This is a genomic window from Paludisphaera rhizosphaerae (assembly GCF_011065895.1).
Lineage (GTDB): Bacteria > Planctomycetota > Planctomycetia > Isosphaerales > Isosphaeraceae > Paludisphaera > Paludisphaera rhizosphaerae.
This window is the reverse complement of sequence record NZ_JAALCR010000007.1, coordinates 142,204-158,866: the sequence shown is the minus strand read 5'-3', so window position 1 is coordinate 158,866 and position 16,663 is coordinate 142,204. Positions and strand designations below refer to the sequence as shown.

Annotated in this window: 17 protein-coding genes and 1 tRNA gene; 14 read left to right on the top strand and 4 right to left on the bottom strand. The window is 68.0% G+C overall.

Annotation, left to right across the window (positions count from 1 at the left end):
- Positions 1-47: 47 nt before the first annotated feature.
- The 3 genes from G5C50_RS32255 to G5C50_RS11085 form a co-directional block, all read right to left on the bottom strand.
- The gene (locus tag G5C50_RS32255; RefSeq protein WP_206107648.1) at positions 48-254 is read right to left on the bottom strand and encodes a Flp family type IVb pilin; all 207 of its coding nucleotides are present in this window, start codon (positions 252-254) and stop codon (positions 48-50) included.
- A 76-nt stretch (positions 255-330) separates the two neighbouring features.
- Positions 331-501: a Flp family type IVb pilin gene (locus G5C50_RS11090; protein ID WP_206107647.1), complete on the bottom strand. Its 171-nt coding sequence runs from the start codon at positions 499-501 to the stop codon at positions 331-333.
- 62 nt (positions 502-563) lie between these two features.
- Entirely contained in the window at positions 564-734 is a 171-nt protein-coding gene (locus tag G5C50_RS11085) for a Flp family type IVb pilin (RefSeq protein WP_165068995.1), read from the bottom strand.
- 356 nt (positions 735-1,090) lie between these two features.
- On the opposite strand from G5C50_RS11085, the gene G5C50_RS11080 reads away from it, so the two are divergent.
- The 4 genes from G5C50_RS11080 (at position 1,091) to G5C50_RS11065 (ending at position 3,345) form a co-directional block, all read left to right on the top strand.
- Positions 1,091-1,510, top strand: a complete 420-nt coding sequence (locus G5C50_RS11080) for a TadE/TadG family type IV pilus assembly protein (protein ID WP_165068992.1) — start codon at positions 1,091-1,093, stop codon at positions 1,508-1,510.
- Between the two features lie 6 nt (positions 1,511-1,516).
- The gene (locus tag G5C50_RS11075; protein ID WP_206107646.1) at positions 1,517-1,903 is read left to right on the top strand and encodes a TadE family protein; all 387 of its coding nucleotides are present in this window, start codon (positions 1,517-1,519) and stop codon (positions 1,901-1,903) included.
- A gap of 15 nt (positions 1,904-1,918) precedes the next feature.
- Positions 1,919-3,196, top strand: coding sequence for a pilus assembly protein TadG-related protein (locus G5C50_RS11070; RefSeq protein ID WP_165068987.1), 1,278 nt, complete (start codon positions 1,919-1,921; stop codon positions 3,194-3,196).
- Positions 3,197-3,262: 66 nt separating this feature from the next.
- A tRNA-Leu gene (locus G5C50_RS11065) sits at positions 3,263-3,345 on the top strand.
- Between the two features lie 565 nt (positions 3,346-3,910).
- Here the strand turns inward: G5C50_RS11065 and G5C50_RS11060 are convergent.
- A complete protein-coding gene (locus tag G5C50_RS11060; protein WP_165068985.1) occupies positions 3,911-4,087 on the bottom strand; it encodes a hypothetical protein in 177 nt (58 codons plus the stop codon).
- A gap of 254 nt (positions 4,088-4,341) precedes the next feature.
- Here G5C50_RS11060 and G5C50_RS11055 point away from each other — a divergent pair, with 254 nt between their 5' ends.
- The 10 genes from G5C50_RS11055 to rpmG all read left to right on the top strand — a co-directional run bounded on the left by G5C50_RS11055 (position 4,342) and on the right by rpmG (position 16,662).
- Complete coding sequence (locus G5C50_RS11055) at positions 4,342-4,923, top strand: RNA polymerase sigma factor (protein ID WP_165068983.1); 582 nt, start codon at positions 4,342-4,344, stop codon at positions 4,921-4,923.
- A 35-nt stretch (positions 4,924-4,958) separates the two neighbouring features.
- On the top strand, positions 4,959-5,981 hold the full coding sequence (locus tag G5C50_RS11050) for a DUF1559 domain-containing protein (RefSeq protein ID WP_240907054.1): 1,023 nt from the start codon (positions 4,959-4,961) through the stop codon (positions 5,979-5,981).
- A 33-nt stretch (positions 5,982-6,014) separates the two neighbouring features.
- A complete protein-coding gene (locus tag G5C50_RS11045) occupies positions 6,015-6,734 on the top strand; it encodes a hypothetical protein (RefSeq protein ID WP_165068978.1) in 720 nt (239 codons plus the stop codon).
- Positions 6,731-7,390, top strand: coding sequence for a MotA/TolQ/ExbB proton channel family protein (locus tag G5C50_RS11040; protein ID WP_165068976.1), 660 nt, complete (start codon positions 6,731-6,733; stop codon positions 7,388-7,390). The genes G5C50_RS11045 and G5C50_RS11040 overlap by 4 nt, the downstream gene beginning before the upstream one ends.
- Entirely contained in the window at positions 7,350-7,706 is a 357-nt protein-coding gene (locus G5C50_RS11035) for a DUF2149 domain-containing protein (protein WP_165068974.1), read from the top strand. The genes G5C50_RS11040 and G5C50_RS11035 overlap by 41 nt, the downstream gene beginning before the upstream one ends.
- Positions 7,707-7,742: 36 nt before the next feature.
- On the top strand, positions 7,743-11,903 hold the full coding sequence (locus G5C50_RS11030; RefSeq protein WP_165068972.1) for a cobaltochelatase subunit CobN: 4,161 nt from the start codon (positions 7,743-7,745) through the stop codon (positions 11,901-11,903).
- A 64-nt stretch (positions 11,904-11,967) separates the two neighbouring features.
- Positions 11,968-13,185 (top strand): DUF58 domain-containing protein, encoded by a 1,218-nt coding sequence (locus G5C50_RS11025; protein WP_165068970.1) that lies wholly within the window; start codon positions 11,968-11,970, stop codon positions 13,183-13,185.
- Positions 13,175-15,478, top strand: a complete 2,304-nt coding sequence (locus G5C50_RS11020) for a transglutaminase-like domain-containing protein (RefSeq protein ID WP_165068968.1) — start codon at positions 13,175-13,177, stop codon at positions 15,476-15,478. Before G5C50_RS11025 ends, G5C50_RS11020 begins: the two co-directional genes overlap by 11 nt.
- Complete coding sequence (locus G5C50_RS11015; RefSeq protein ID WP_165068966.1) at positions 15,475-16,455, top strand: AAA family ATPase; 981 nt, start codon at positions 15,475-15,477, stop codon at positions 16,453-16,455. The genes G5C50_RS11020 and G5C50_RS11015 overlap by 4 nt, the downstream gene beginning before the upstream one ends.
- A gap of 30 nt (positions 16,456-16,485) precedes the next feature.
- Positions 16,486-16,662, top strand: a complete 177-nt coding sequence (gene rpmG / locus G5C50_RS11010) for a 50S ribosomal protein L33 (protein WP_165068964.1) — start codon at positions 16,486-16,488, stop codon at positions 16,660-16,662.
- Position 16,663 lies beyond the last annotated feature (1 nt).

Below are 16,663 nucleotides of genomic sequence, written 5' to 3'. Positions count from 1 at the left end.
CCTCCTCTTTCGTCCGAATGAGATCCGCTCGGTCCGACGGCCTCGGTTCACTGCGTGGAGGACGTGCCTCCACCCCCCGGAGCAGGCCCGCCGCCGGCCAGTGCCGACGACGCTCCCTGAAGTCTCGTTTTGACGATCGGCCCCAGCTCTCTCGCCGCCGTAATTGCGGCGACGGCGATCAAGCCGGCCACCAGGACGTATTCCGCCAAGATCGCGCCCCGCGCCCGGGGGGGCGGACGTTCGAGCCGGGTCATCGAGGCGCCTCCCGTCTCCCGCTCATGATCGCGACCGTCCGACTGGCTGTTAGCTCGGCGGACGGCCTCGTCGCGATCAGCCGCCGATCTGGGTGGCGACGGCGGTGAACTTGGAGGTGATGTTGGTGCCGAGGGTGGCGGCGGCGGTCATGGCGGCGACGGCGATGAGGGCGACCATCAACGCGTACTCAACCATCGTCGCGCCGTCTTCTTCGGTCATCAGGCGGTTCAGGAAGCTGCGCAGCATGGGGATGCTCCTTCAGAATCGTGTGGGTCGGGATAGGGCGAGCGTCGGCGACGGACGGGGGTTCAGCCGCCGATCTGGGTGGCGACGGCGTTGAACTTGGAGGTGATGTTGGTGCCGAGGGTGGCGGCGGCGGTCATGGCGGCGACGGCGATGAGGGCGACCATCAACGCGTACTCAACCATCGTCGCGCCGTCTTCTTCGGTCATCAGGCGGTTCAGGAAGCTGCGCAGCATCGGGAGCTCTCCTTAAGTGGTTGCTTGGGGGAAGACGTCGGAATCCTTAAACCGATCGTCCGGGGCGTTCTGGAGTGTTCTGGAGCGAAGGGGAGGCAGGTCGCTGGAGACCTGTCGGCGGGCCGTTCTCATCGGCTCACGAGAGAATCCAAGGTCACGTTCGACCGCGTGTCAAAAAAAGCGGCGAGAAGACGCGGTTTCCCGAGGCTCCGTCGCCTTTGGGAATCGCCGGTTCGTTGAAATCCTCTGGAGGCGGGAGCCATTCCGACTCTCTTGTTGGATGCGCTCTAGGCTTCTTATTGGGAGCCGCCTCGGATCGGCGACGCTCCCTCCCGACGAGAAAAGGAGCCGCAGACATGATCTGCAAGACTCGGCGCGCTCGGCCCCGCCGAGGCGCAGCGGCGATCGAGATGGCCATGATCGCGCCGTTCCTGACGCTCGCAGCTCTGGGGGCTCTCGATTACGGCCTTTGCCTTCGCGCAGCCGCGGCGGTCACCGAGTGCGCCCGCAGCGGCGCGAGCGCGGCGACCGACCCGGCCGTGGGAATCGCAACGCTGAACTCGGCGGCCCAGACCGCCGCCCAGGCCTCGGCCGTCGACCTCAACGTCGCGCCGACGGTCGCCGTCGTGTCGGGGACCGACTCCGAAGGCCTCAACTATGTGGAGGTCACGGCGACTTATACTTTCCACGGCGTGGTCGGCGGTCCCACGGGCATCTCCTCAGTCACGATCGTTCGCAAGGTCCGAATGGTGCGCAACCCCAACTCGGGGAGTTAAACGATGATGATCCGTGCCCGTGCCCTGGCGCGACGGCGACGAGGCGCCGTCCTCGCCGAAACCGCCGTGGTCTACCCCGCCTTCCTGATGACGGTCCTCGCCGGTCTGAGCCTCGGCATGGGCCTGTACCGCTACCAGGAAGTGGCCCATCTGGCGCGCGAATCGGCGCGATGGGCTTCGCTCCAGGACGCCACGATGCGGACCCCGGCTCAGATCCTCTCCAACGTCGTCCGGCCCAAGGCCGTCTGCGTCAACCCGAGTGCGGTCACGATCACCACCACTCCCTCGCAGACCGACATGGCCACCGTAACCATCAGCTATGCATGGACCCCGGAAATCTACTTCGGCACGATCACGCTCCACAGCACGGCGCGGGCGCGAATCGCCTATTGATCGGAGAGTCGAGACATGCTGCGAACGACGTACGCCCGAAGACGCGGTGCGACCGCAGTGGTCGCGGCCGTCTCGCTGATCCCGATCATCGGCGTGACGGCCATGATCATCGACGGCGGCCTCCTGATGGTCGAACGACGGCGCACTCAGGCCGCGGCGGACGCCGCGTCGTTCGCCGCCGTCTGCACCTACGACAAGGTCGCCAAAGGGGGGAGCGGCCGCGACCCCTGGACGGCCGCTTCGAACGCGGCGGTCTCATACGCCTCGGCCAACGGCTATTCCAACGACGGCGCCCACTCCACGGTGACCATGGCGCAACTCACCGTTCCCCCCACGCGGTACGGAACGGCCGACCTGACGCTCCAGGTTTCCGTCTTCTCGCATCAATCGCGGCTGTTCAGCTCGATCCTTGGTTCGGGGACCGTCAACGTCGCCGCCCGCTCGACTTCCGTTCGGGTGAGCAACTCGCCTCCGTCGATCATCGTCCTGAGCCCCTCGGCCTCGCCCAGCCTCACAGTTGCCGGCGGCGCCTACGTGACCGCCGCGGGCGAGGTCCAGGTGAAGTCGAACGCCACCAAGGCCGTCGACCTCAACAACATGGGCCACATCAAGGCGTCGACGTTCAAGATCGCCGGCAATTACCAACTCTCCAGCAGCGGCTACATCGACTCCGGCACGGCGGTCAAGACCGGCAGCGACCCCAGCGCGATGGTCGACCCGCTCTCCACCCTGACCGCGCCCGACCCTTCGGGGATGACCACCCGCACCAGCCCTTCCGGCTGGAACGCCACCAACCCTTACCCCGTTTACCCGGGCGTCTACAACAGCGGTCTGATCCTCAACTCGGGCGGCATGAACTACACGATGAGTCCGGGGGTGTACTACATCAAGAGCGGCAACTTCGAGGTCAGCAACGGCGTCCGAGCCACTGGCACGGGCGTGACGATCTACCTCTATAACGGCGACGTCAACATCCAGGGCGGAAACGGCACGTCGCTGACGGCTCCCACCAGCGGTACGTATCAAGATGTGGCCATATGGCAGCGTTCCGTCTACAACTCGAGTACGAACGACTACTCGCCGACTCACTCAATCGCGATGGCCAATGGGACGAATAACACGATTACCGGCAAGATCTACGCCCCGGGGGCGTCGATGAGCATCGCCGGCGGTTCGAACAACACCTACGGAACGCAGTTGATCGTCAACAAGCTCAACGTCTCCAACAACGCCGTGGTCAACGTCCCAGTGTCGACGGGGTCCACCACGGCGGCATTCCACCTGGCCCAGTGAACCTCAAGCCCGCGCAGGGGGTCTTGACATCGGCCCCCCTCGGCAGCATGCTTGTGTCGTAGGAAAGCCGAAGTGGCGGAATGGCAGACGCGACGGACTCAAAATCCGTTGGGGTAACACCCGTGTGGGTTCAAGTCCCACCTTCGGTACTCTAGACTTACGGAAATCCGCCCCCGCCTCCGGTCGCGGAAGAGCGATCCCCGCTAAACTTCCCACCCTCCCCCGTCGACGGTGCCGCATGCCTGACCGCGAGTCGGGACCATTGCGTTCAAGCGGCTACGATTACGGCCTCGGATGACGCGTGGCGACGTCGTAGGTTTCGGAGAAGCCAATTGTTCGCCCTGACGCCGTCCGTATGGAGGGCGGGGAGGCGTCCGAGCGACTCCGCCGAACGCGAGGCCCTCGCGAGCGCCGGTCCCACCCCGGCCTGGACTGTCTGGCTCTTCTGGAGTCCGCATCGGCTGAGGAAGGCCGGGGCGAAGAACCCTCGTTCAACCGGTCCGTCTTGGTCGGGCGGATGGCGCGTGCCCGTCGAGACTGGAGAGGAGTCTCGAAAAAAACGCTAAAATCGGAACCGATCCGAGACGGGCGGCATTCTTCTCGTGACAACGGGTCTCTCGGTTTCGCCACTCTTTCCCTTTTCCGCCCTGGATGATGCCCACGACCAGTCGACGCCACACTCTGCTGTGCATGCTGGCCTTGCACGTGACGTTGTCACTGTGCGGGGGCGGTCATCACGCGTTCGACGCGGTCTTCGCCCCGGGCGAGGTTCACGGAGCCGAAGAGGCCAGGGCCGTCTTCGATCAGCCGGCCGGCGGCTGCGCCGTCTGCGATCTCCTTTCTCTTCCGGTCCTGCCCGCCGAGTTCGGCGGTCTCGTGGAATGCGACCACGCCGTCGCGGCCTCCTCCGGGCTCGTTGAAGCAATCCTGCACCCTTCGCCTGAACGCCCGGCCACCCCTCCTCGCGCTCCACCTCGCCGCTCGGCCTGACGCCGTTCTTGCGCCTCCACGCGCGGGACTGTCGTCGTTGATCTTCTGACTCGTCGCCGGCCGGGGTTCGCGCCCTCTCAGAGCCGACCGTGCGCCGAGGAGAGACGTACGTCCGTCGAGATCACGAGCGTTCTCCGGGAAGAGCGGGTGAATTCATGTTAGGTGTTTCCTCACGCCTGCGCGGCGTCCGCGCCCAGGCTGCGACGACTCCACGTCGCGAAGCGTCCTGCGACGGCGACGATTTCGCCCTGGCGGTCCGGCCGCTCGTCGGCGATCTGGTTCGGCTCGCCCGGCGACGACTGGGGAGCGAGGACATGGCCTGGGAGGCCGTCCAGGACGCGCTTTTCAATCTGTGGTCCCAGCCCGTCCCTCCGCCGAATCCACGGGCCTGGCTCATCCGCGCCGTTCTTCTCCGATGTCTGCACATCGAGCGGACGGTTCGGCGTCGACGCCGCCATGAATCGGCGGCGGGAACGGCCCTGGATTCGGCCGACGACCGCGACGACCCGGCCCGTCGCGCGGCCGTCGCGGAGTTGTGGGATGAGGTGCGATCCGCCCTCGAAGGGCTGGCCGACGACCATCGAGCCGTCCTGATCCTCCACCTGATCGAGGGCCTGGATTACCGATCGATCGCCCTCCGCCTCGGCGTGCCGACCGGGACCGTCCGGTCGCGGCTGTCGAGGGCCCGCGAGGCTCTGCGGGCGCGGCTCTGTTTCGGACCCGACGATGTTCGATGACGAACCGTCCACCTCATTCACAGGATGGAATCGAGATGATTCGACGAAGCCCGAGACGCGGGTTCACCCTGATCGAGTTGCTGGTGGTGATCGCGATCATCGCCGTGCTGATCGCCCTGCTGTTGCCGGCCGTCCAGGCCGCCCGCGAGGCGGCCAGACGCATCCAGAGCACAAACAACCTGAAACAGATGGGCCTGGCGCTCCACAACTACGAGAGCTCCAACGGCTGTTTCCCAGGCTCCGGAGGTCAGTCGTCGTCGGGCTTCTCGGCGACGGCGCGGCTCCTGCCGTTCTTGGAGGGATCGGCCGCTTTCAACGCCGTGAACTTCTCCCTCCCGCTCGGCTCGGGGCCTCCGACCTTTTCGTTCCACCCGGCGCAGACGACGGGGTCTCGGACGGTGATCGCCGCGCTCCTCTGCCCGAGCGACGGCCATGATCCGCTCTACCCGTCGTACTACCAAAGCGTCCCCACCGCTGGGACGAATTACGTGGTCAACATCGGCACCGGGACGGGGACGTTCTACGACTCCCGCTATCCGACTGACGGCGTCTTCTGGGACAACTCGGCGGTGAAGTTCGCGGGGATCGTCGACGGGACGTCGAACACGATGTTCATGTCGCAGTGCTACCTCGGCGCCGGCTTCGACACGACGGGGCCGATCCCTCTCGACCGCGTTCGGCAGATCGTCAACATCTCCACGACGGTCAAGCCGACGACGGCGGCCCCCGGCGGCTACACGCCGGCGATGAACAACCCGGACCTCGCTTCGGTGAGTGCAACGCCCGTTTCATGGTCCGGCACGCGGGGCGTCGCCTGGATCGTCGGTACGCAGGTGATGAGCGGCTTCAGCGCCTACCTGACGCCCAACAGCAAGACCCCGGACGTCTACGGCCACGGCTTCGGCTGGCTGGCCGCCAGAGGCCCTCACCCGGGAGGCGTGTTGACCTTGATGGGCGACGGCTCCGTCCGGTTCGTGAAGGACTCGGTGAGCATGGCGACCTGGCAGTCGCTCGCGACCCGCGCCGGCGGCGAGGTCGTCTCGGCGGATTCCCTCTGATCTGACCCGGTCGCGAGGAGATCGAGCGGAACGATGGAAGCCTGCACCTGGATCTTGCTGGCGGTCGGACTCGCGGCGACGGCTCTCTACCTCTCCTGGAGGAGTCCTCGCCCGGCCCTCCTCGCCGCCGCGGCCTGGGCGGCGGTCCCCTGGCTGTCGAGCGACCTCGTCTCGAACGTCAGCGCCGCCAGGTTGTTCGCCTGGGCCTCGTCACCGGATCGCGTCGGCGGACTGTCGGCGCTGGTGGTGATGGAAGCCCTCGTCGGCGGCTGGGAAGCGGTTCGGCGTTCCGGTTCGGCGGCGGACGGGGGCCGGGGATTTCGCGATCGCCTGGTGCGATCGGTCGCCCGCGCAGCGGCGTGGGCGCCGTCGCCGAGTCTGGCGGCGGGACTCGTCGGCGTCCAGGCGTCGCTCTTCCACGCAGCTTCGGGGTGGAGCTTCACCGCGTTGAATACCGGGCTGTCGGCGGCCGTCTTCTTCGCGATCGTGGGAGGCGCTTCGGCATGGCGGTTCGCCCGCCATGAGCCCGAGCGACGGGCGGCGGGATCGCTGCCGTTCTTCGCGATCCTGTTCGCCCTGGGTGCGACGTTGTCGCCGGTGCTCGACTCTCGCCCCAAAGGCGTGAGGGCGGCTGAGATCGACCTTCGCGCGACGGCGTTCTTGCTAATCGTCGCGACGACGGGGCTCGCGCTGGGGATTGGGCTTCGGCTGATTCGGGTTTGGCGGATTCGGAAAGGAGCGGCGGCCTCGTGAGCGTATTGACGAATTTGATCTCCTGGGTCTCGGCGGGGCTCCTGGTTCCTGTGCTCGTGACGATGACGGGCCTGCTGGGGTGGTCGCTTCTCATGACGGGCGATTTCCTCGCCGCGGTCGTCCAGCGACGCCGCGCGGCGAGTGGACTGCGCGAGCTTTCCGGCCGTCTTCTCCGCGAGCCGGTCCGCGACGCGACGGCGGACTTGCCGGGCGACACGGAGGTCGCCCGCGCCCTTCGTCGCTGCGCCGAGGTCGGCTGGCATCCGATCCACGCGGACAAGGCGATCTCCGACTTCGAGCTGGCCGCCCGTCGCGGTCTCGACGGCCCCCAGGCCCTCATCCGACTCGGGCCGATGCTCGGTCTGATGGGCGCGCTGATCCCCATCGGCCCGGCGCTCGCCGGTCTCGCGGCGGGCGACATCTCGGCGATGGCCGCCAACGTGGAGGAGGGGCTCACCGCCACGGTCGTCGGCCTGTTCGTCGGCGGCCTGGGATTCTGGGTCCGCATCGTGAAGCAGCGCTGGGCGATGGCTGACGCCGAACTGCTCCGCTACGCCTACGAACTCGCCCAGGACCAGGCGGAAGGGCGCGACCACAACCCGAGGATGGACGACGATGATCCGACGCACGAAACGTTCGCGCCGCTCGCTCTTTGAGGACGACGAGAACGACGATCCGCTGGCCGGCGTGGCCAACCTCTTCGACCTGGCGATGGTCGTCGGATCCGCCCTCATGATCGCCCTGATCGTCCGCCCGCAGGTCGCCGACCTGATGTCCGACAAGGACATGACGCTGGTCAAGAATCCGGGGACGGCCGACATGGAGATCATCGTCAAGAAGGGGGGCGAGGTCACCCGCTACAAGGGCGCGCAGGGCAAGGGGGAGGGCCGGGGCAAGCGCGTCGGCGCCGCCTATCAGCTTGAAGACGGCCGCATCATCTACGTCCCGGAAGACGCGGCGAAGACGCCGTGATCCCAGTCGATCGCTCACCTTCTGAGGCTCCGTTCGATGTCGAGGTTGAAGTCGCTCATTCGAGGAATCTTCCGGCCCAGGATCGCCGCGTGCATCCTGGCGGCGATCGCCGTTGGCGTGACGGCTTGGTACGTCTGGGACCGCCACGTCGGCCCGACGAGGATCGCCCTGGTCAACTTTCGCGATTTCCAGTTCGCGGAGATGCTCGATTCGGAAGATCCCCGCGCCTGGGTGAAGCTCGACCGGATCGACCTGCCGAACCTCACGGCGACGGACCTGAAGCGCTACGACGCCGCGTTCTTCTTCGGCCGCGGCCTGAACCTCGACGAGCCCCAGCAGGCGACGATCCGACGGGCGATCGGGGCAGGGACCCGCGTCTACGTCTACGGCGCGACCAACGCAGCCAGCGACCTGACGGACCTCGCCGGCGACGATCTCAAGCGAGTCTCCGCCTACTTCGAGAACGGCGGCCGCAAGAACCTGGCCTCGCTGTTCCGCTACGCTCGTCGAAGGCTCGACGGCAAGGCCGTCTTCGCCCCCGAGCCCGACGAGCCCGAGGTGATCCCGTCGGACGCACTCTTCCACCTGGGCGGGCGCTTCTTCGGGGCGGTCGGCGACTACCAGGCGTTCTACGAGTCGAGCGGTCGGTTCCGCGAGGGTCGTCCGAAGGTGGCGCTCCTCACCTCCATCTTCGGCCCGCGCAACCCGAACCTGGGATCGATGGGGGCGCTCGTGGAATCGCTGGAGAAACGCGGGCTGAACGTCTACCCGATCGCCGGCTTCCTCAAGCGGCTCGACTTCGTCCGCGAGATTGGGCCCGACCTCGTCGTCTACGTCCCTCACGGCAGGCTCGCGCCGGGGAAGGCCGACGAGGCGATCGCCTACCTCAAGGAACGCGGAGTCCCGCTCCTCTGCCCGATGACCGTCCAGGAGGAATACGCCTCGTGGCTCGGCTCGCAGAAGGGGATGGAGGGGGGGATGCTGAGCCAGAACGTCGTCATGCCGGAGCTGGACGGCGGCGCCGAGCCCTTCGCCGTCGGCGCCCTCTTTCCCGACGAACGCGGTCTGAACGTCCCGGGGCCGATCCCCGATCGGGTCGAAACCTTCGCCTCACGCGTCGAGAAGTGGCTGACCCTTCGGTCCAAGCCCAACGCCGAGAAGAAGCTGGCGATCGTCTACTACAAGGGGCCCGGCCAGAATGCGATGGCCGCCGCGGCGCTGGAGGTTGCGCCCTCGCTCCTGAACCTGCTCAAGCGCCTCAAAGCGGAGGGCTACGACCTGGGGAATCTGCCCGACTCCGTTGAGGAGTTCCAGGCGAGAGTCCAGCGCCAGGGGCCCGTTCTGGGCGCCTACGCCGAGGGCGCCTTCGAGGCGTTCCTCAAGGACGGCGACCCTGAGATCATCAGGACTTCCGACTATCAGGAATGGGCCCGCAAGGGCGTCGCCGCCGAGGCCTACAAATCCGTCGAGGACCAGTACGGCCCTGCGCCGGGGAAGTTCCTGACGTTCGAGCATGACGGCAAGCGGAACCTGGCCCTGCCTCGGGTGCGGTTCGGCAACGTGGTGCTCCTGCCCCAATTGCTGCCGGCGATGGGCGACGATTCCTCGAAGCTGATCCACGGCGCGAAGGTCGCCCCGCCGCACCCCTACCTGGCGACCTACCTCTGGGCCCGCTACGGCTTCAAGGCCGACGCGCTTATGCACTTCGGCACCCACGGCAGCCTGGAGTTCACCCCCTGGAAGCAGAACGGCCTCTCCGGCATGGACTGGCCCGACGCCCTGGTGGGCGACCTGCCGCACGCCTACCTCTACATCATCAACAACATCGGCGAGGCCGTGATCGCCAAGCGCCGGAGCTACGCGACGCTGGTCTCCCATCTCACGCCGCCGTTCGCCGAGTCCGACCTGTACGGGCCGCTCAAGGAGCTGCAAACGGCCATCGGCTCGTGGCAGTCGACGTCCGACGAGACGCTCAAGGCCGAGCTGGTCGCCACCATCACGCGGGTCGTCCGCGAGCAGAAGATCGACAAGGACCTCAAGCTCCCCGAAAGCTCGACGCCCCTCGACGAGAACCAGATCGAACAGGTCCACGACTACCTGATGACCGTCGGCCTGGAGAAGATCACGCGCGGGTTGTACACGCTGGGCGTTCCTTACCCTCAGGACCGAGTGCTTGAGACGGCACGGCTGATGGGCGTCGACGGCGTGGCCCAGGCCCGCGCTCGTCTCGACGTCGCTCGGGGGAAGGCCGCGCGAGAGCAGATCGACGACAAGAAGTTCTTCGATGAACGTTATCACAAGCCAGCGTTCGAGACGCTCGACGCCCTCCTCGCTGATAGGGCCGATCCTCTTTCATTCATCGACCCGGCCGATCTGGAGCGTGTGAAGGCTGACGACTCGGCGGCGTCCTCTCCCGGACGTCCTCGGCCGCCGAATGCAGACGCGGACCGTGAATCCATTTCCGCCGTGAAGACGCTGCGCGAAGCCCTGACGACGGCGACCCGAAACCGCGACGCTCTGGCGACCTCGACGTCGGCCGAACTGGACGGCCTGGTCGCCGTCCTGAACGGGCGGTACATCGCTCCGTCCTCGGGAGGAGACGCGATCACAAACCCTGATGCGGTCCCGACCGGTCGCAACCTGACCTCGATCGACGCCGAGAAGACCCCTTCGGCCGAGGCCTGGAAGGTCGGCAAGAAGCTGGCCGAAGAGACGATCCAGGCCAAGCTGAGCGAGACGGGTAAGTTCCCCAAGAAGGTGGCCCTCAGCATGTGGGGCGGGGAGTTCATCAACACCCAGGGGGTCGACCTCGCCCTCATCTTCCACCTGCTGGGGGTGGAGCCGGTCCGCAACGCTCGGGGCGAGGTCCACGACGTTCGCCTCATCGCGGCCGCCGAGCTGAAGCGGCCGCGCGTGGACGTGGTCGTCCAGACGTCGGGCCAGCTCCGCGATATCGCCGCCAGCCGGCTCGCCCTGATCGACCGCGCCGTGAAGCTCGCCGCCTCGGCCGACGACCCGGCCGATTTTGAGAACCACGTCCGCGAAGGGGCCGTCGCCGCCGAGTCGCTGATGAAGGAACGCGGGCTGTCGCCCGTCGAGGCCAAGATGTTCGCCACGGCCCGCGTCTTCGGCGGCGTGAACGGCAACTACGGCACGGGGATCATGGGGATGGTGGAGGCCGGCGACCGCTGGGAGAACGCCGACGAGGTGGCCGACCAGTACCTCAAGAACATGGGCGCGGTCTACATCGGCGAGCACTGGGCGGCCTACAATCCGGGCGTGTTCGAGGGGGCTCTCCAGAACACCGACACCATCGTCCACAGCCGATCGTCGAACGTGAATGGGGCGCTGTCGCTCGATCACGTCTACGAGTTCATGGGCGGGCTGAACAACGCGATCCGCAAGGTCACCGGCGCGGAGCCGGCCGCGTATTTCGCGGACGTCCGCAACAAGCACAACCCGAAGATGCAGGCCGCGCACGAGGCCGTCTGGGTCGAGGCCCGCAGCACGCTGCTGAACCCCAAGTACATCCGCGACCTCCAGGCTGGCGGTGCCTCCTCGGCGGCCGTCTTCGCCGAGACCTTCCGCAACACGTACGCCTGGAACGCGCTCAAGCCCGAGCTGATCGACGACGCCCTCTGGGACGAACTCTACGCCGTGTACGTCGAGGATCGCGAGGGCCTCGGGATCCGCGAGGCCTTCGCCGCCAAGAACCCGTACGCCCTCCAGGAGATGACGGCCGTGATGGCCGAGACCGCTCGCAAGGGGCTGTGGGAAGCGACGCCCGAGCAGTTGCGGGCGATCTCGGCGCTGCACGTCGACCTCGTCAATCGGCACAAGCCCGGCTGCTCCGGCTTCGTCTGCGACAACGCCAAGCTCCGAGAGACCATTCGCAAGAACGCCGCCGGCCCCGCGGCCGACGCCTACCTCGCGGCCATCGACGAGGTCCGCGAGGACGTGGCGGCTCGAAGCGGCTCTCACAAGGTCGAGGGGTTGGCCCTTGAGAAGGTCGATCCGACGAAGGCGGCGAACAGGGCCGAACCGGCGACGGTCGAGGCGGTGAAGGACTATTCCCGCCCCGTGGACGTCCAGACGGCCCGCGAGAAGTCGAGCGTTTCGGAAGCCGTCGGCCTCGTCCTGGTGCTGGCCGCGGGTTTGACGGTGTTGGGACGGCTTTGGAAGCGAAGCGAAGTCTGAGCCGGCGTATCGATTGCGGAGGGGCGTCATGCAGGAAGGTGGGCCGAGAGTTCAGGAGGGCGAGATGCGTTCGCGGGCGATCTCGATCGCGAAGCGACTCCGCAGTCCCGCTTCGGTGCTGGCGACGGCCGCTGTCGCGGGCGTCCTTTGCGGGCTCTACTTGCATCCGAGGGCTCTCGTCCCGGCCGCGGGCATCGCGGCCGTGCTCGTCGTCGGCGCGGTGTGGCCCTGGGTGTCGTTGTGGGGGGTGACGGGCGAGCTGTCCTATGCGGTCGAGCGGACCCGCGAGGGCTCTCCCACCTCGGCCCGGCTCAGGATCCGGAACCGGGCCCCCTGGGGAGCCTGGGCTCTGGTCGTGCGGCCATCTTCCGGGGAATCCTTCGGTCCCTTGACCGGCCTGGCCTTCTCGCCGGGACTGCGGACCACCGAGGCGGCCTGGGACGTCGTCTTCGACCGTCGCGGGCGATACCCCGAGACCGTTCCTCGCGTCGCCTGCGGATTCCCGTTCGGCATTCGCGAGGCCTCTCGCCCCATCCTCGCGGCGCGCTGCATCCTCGTCTGGCCGGCGACCTTTCCGGTAGGGCCGATCCCCGAGTCGGCCGGCGCCCGGGAGTCGGAGGGGACGGCCATTCGGGCCCGCGCCGGGACGATCGGCGACCTCGTGGGCGTCCGGCCGTATCGAAGGGGAGACTCGATCCGACGCATCCATTGGCCGCAGTCGGCGCGGCACGGGACCCTGATCGTCTGCGAGTTGGAGTCGAGGGCCACCCCCGAGGTCCAGATCGTCATCGACGTCCACCCGGACTCCCACGCGGGCTCGGGATCGGCTGGCTCGCTGGAATGGGCCGTCCGGGTCGCGGCCAGCTTCGCCGAGGATTGGATCGGCCAGGGAGTTGAGGTCGAGTTGGTCTTCGGCGACGTGACGATTACGAGCAAGGGAGGCTCCGTGGACTCGCGTCGGCGCGCGGCGCTCGACGCTTTGGCGTGCCTCACGGCCGACGCCTCGCAGTCGCTCGAGAGGGTGCTGGCCGGCCCGGCGTGCGTCCGGCGCACGTCGGGATTGCGACTCGTCGTTGCGACGGATCGATCGCCGCGGCGTCCCCATCCTGGCTCTCCGAGGTTGGAAGAACGCTTCGTCCTCCTGGCGGCCGGGGCCTTCGCCGACGCGCCGGCTCCCGTCGTCGCGCCCTCGGGCCCGAGGGCGTGGATCTGGATCGACGATCCTCGCGACGTGCCGCGGCAGGTTCGCAGGGGATGGAAAGGGGGCGCGCTTGAGGCCTGAGGTCGTTGACGAACCACGGGACGTCCGGGTGGTCACGCTCGCCTTGGCGTCGATCGCCACGGCGACGACGGAGCTGGCGATCGCCGAACCGGGCTCGCCGCCGATGGGGGCCCTGGTGACCGCCCTGGGCTGGACGTCGCTAACCATCCTCGTCCACGCGTGCCTGAGCCGATACCGAGGCCGGCCGCTACGGGCGACGGCCGTAGTCCTGGCGGCCGCCTTCTCCGCCCCCCTGGCGATGTCGGCGGTCCGCATGATTGCGGTCGGCCGACCCGGCCCCCTGGAACTGGCCTTGCTGGCGTCGCTCCGCAACCTGGTTCTAGGTCTCGCGGCGACGTCGAATCGGGCCTCGACGACTCGACTCACGGCGCTCGCGAGTCTGTTTCTCATCCTTTGCTCCTCCTGCCTCGTCGAGGGGGCGATCGTGCTCGGGGCGATTGGACTCTACTCGATCGTCGGTGGGGCCTGGCTGGCGTTGGTCTACTGGCGGGGGCTGCGCCTCATCGACGGTCGACGCGAGCCCGGTCGGTGGCCGGCCGCGCCGATGTTGACCGCATTCGCGTTGGTCGGCGTCGCGGCCGGGATGGTCGCCCTCGGCCCAACTCGCGCGGCCGTGGCTCTGGCGGGCCTGATGCCCAGTTCGGGCGGCACGGACTGGGACGATCCCGACGCCCGCGGCGGCGTTGGCGACGGCGAGAACGAGGTGAAAGGCGCGGAGCGACCCGAGAGCATCGGCTTCGCGGACAGCGACGTCTACCTCGACACCGACCGCCCCTCGCTTTACGACGCCTTCAACGACATGTACGGCGAGCCCTCGAAGCCGCGCAAGATGGACCGTATGGTCGCGCTCAGCAACCAGAACGTCGCCGAACAGCGCGAGCGGCCCGCCGAGAACCTGCGCGCCGGCCGTCAGTTTTCGGCCGTCCGCCGAGGGGCGAAGCCCGGAACGCAGGGCAAGCCCGCCCATCGCGAGGCAGGCGCTCTCCTGTATGTCGAAGGTCCGACGCCGCTGCATATTCCGCTGGCGGCCTACGACGAATTCAACGGCCGGGATTGGACGGAGGCCGGTCGTCCCCGGTTTCACACGCGGTTGGTCCTGGAGCGGCGGAAGGGCCCCTGGTTTCGCGTCGACGGCGTGGAGCCCCGGACTGATGCGGGGACGGTCGCCCACAAGATCAAGATCGCCGGCCTGGATTCCTCGTCGCTCCCCGCCCCCGGCCGACTGCGGGTCTTCCGTGTAGGCGAGGTCGATCGCGTCGACTTCTTCGACTGGGCGTGCGACGGCTTGCTGAAGATGGAAGGGAGGACGATCCCGTCGAGCACGGTGGTGGAAACCGAGGCGGGCGTCGTCGACCCCCTGGCCCTGCACTCGCTCGTATTTCGGTCACACGCCCAACCGGGCGATCCGCCGCTCGGTCGGACGGCCTCGGCCTTACTTGCGTCCTGGACCCAAGGGGCCACCGACGACTGGGAGCAGGTCGAGGCGATCGTCGACGGACTGCGACGCTTCGGCGTCGTGGACGCAAGGTTCGTTGCGCCGCAGGACTGCGAGGACGTCGTCGAGCATTTCGCGAGGACGTCCCGAGGCCCCGACTACCTGTTCGCGACGACCGCCGCGGCGATGCTGCGGGCCTCGGGCTTCTCGGCCCGTCTGGTGAGCGGACTGTACGCCAGGCCCGAGCGCTACGACCCGCGAACGCGCCACACTCCGGTAAGGCGCGAGGACGTTCACGTCTGGGCTGAGGTGCGAGCCTCCGACGGCGCCTGGATCGCGGTCGAGCCGACGCCCGGATACCAATTGATGAAGCCGCCGGCGACGACGTTGGCCACGCTTCGGTCCCGCCTGGTCGCCGCGTGCCGCCGGCTCGCCGCCCACCCGGCAGCGATCGTCTCGACCCTGGCCTTGCTGCTCGCGGGGCTCCGGTTGCGGCGCGAGGCCGCCGACGCCGCGGCCACGCTCGTCTGGAGGGCCGGTCTGCGCGGCTCCTCGCGGCGGATCGTCCTGCGCACGATGAGGCTGGTGGAGCGACGCGCCCGGCTGGGCGGTTCGCCTCGCCCTTCCCACGCGACGCTGCGGCGATGGTACGGTCCGATGAAGCTCGGCTGCAACTTCGGTCCCGACCTCGATCAACTGCTGGCCCTGGCCGAATGGAGCCTCTACGCGCCGGAGGGCTCAACGCCTCCCCGGCACGCCGGCCTGGCTCCGCGGGATCTCTGCAGGCTCATCGTCCGCTCGTGGACGCTTGGCCGATTTAGCCGAACGCGAACGAACTGCGAGGAAACATCGACATGAAAGTCGCCAGCGCGACAATCTTCGACAGCCTCCCCGACGACCGCCTGGAAGCGGCCGAGGCGGTCGCCGCGCTGAGGCGCGCGTTGAACGCGGCCCTGCGAGGGAAGGCGGACGTCGTGGAGATGGTTCTGGCCTGCCTCCTGGCCCGCGGGCACCTCCTTCTCGAGGACATGCCAGGGCTGGGCAAGACCACGCTGGCCAAGGCCCTGGCCGCAGCCGTCGGCGGGCGGTTCGCCCGCGTCCAGTGCACGCCGGACCTGCTCCCGGGGGACCTCACCGGCTTTCGGGTCTACGATCCCAAGACCCGCGAGTTCGAGTTCATCCCCGGCCCCGTCTTCGCGGACGTCCTGCTGGCGGATGAGATCAACAGGGCCACCCCGCGGACCCAGAGCGCCCTCCTGGAGGCGATGGCCGAACGGCAAGCGACGGTCGATTCCGTCCATCACCGCCTCTCCGACGGGTTCTTCGTGATCGCGACCCAAAATCCCGTCGAGCAGCACGGAACCTACCCCTTGCCCGAGGCGCAGCTCGATCGGTTCGCGATCAAGTTGAGCATCGGCTACCCCGGCCGGGATGACGAGCGTGCGATGCTCGACGCGGCGGTCGGGGCGGCCGCTCGCGAGCCCGAACTGGCGCCAGCGGTCATTGGGGCCGACGAGTTGGCCTCGCTGCAGGTTCGCGTCGCCGCCACGCCCGTCGCGCCGGCGGTTCGCGACTACCTCGTCGACCTGGGCAGGGCGACGCGGTCGCATCGTCGGGTCGAGCTTGGCCTCAGCCCGCGCGGCCTGTTGATCTGGCAGAGGCTCGCCCAGGCGCGTGCGTTCCTCGCCGGCCGCGGCTACGTCACCCCGGACGACGTCCGCGACGTGGCGGCCCCGACGCTGGGCGTCCGGCTGGGCGTCGAGGCCGGCGCGCTTCCGGCGGTGGTGTCCGAGGTTTTCGCCGGCGTCCCGGTGCCGACGACGTTCAAACGCTGATCCTTCACCCGGCGACGGAGAGTCCCGCAGATGGCCAGGTCCCAGGGTCGTGAGCACGTCTGGCTCCAGTGCACCGAGACGGACGACCAGAACCATCGGGAATCGATCAACACTCGCGGCGGCCTTCCCGAAGCGATGCGGGAAGGGCTCCGCAAATACTGCCCCCGGCTGCGTCGCCATACCATCCATAAGATCAAGCGGAAGTGAG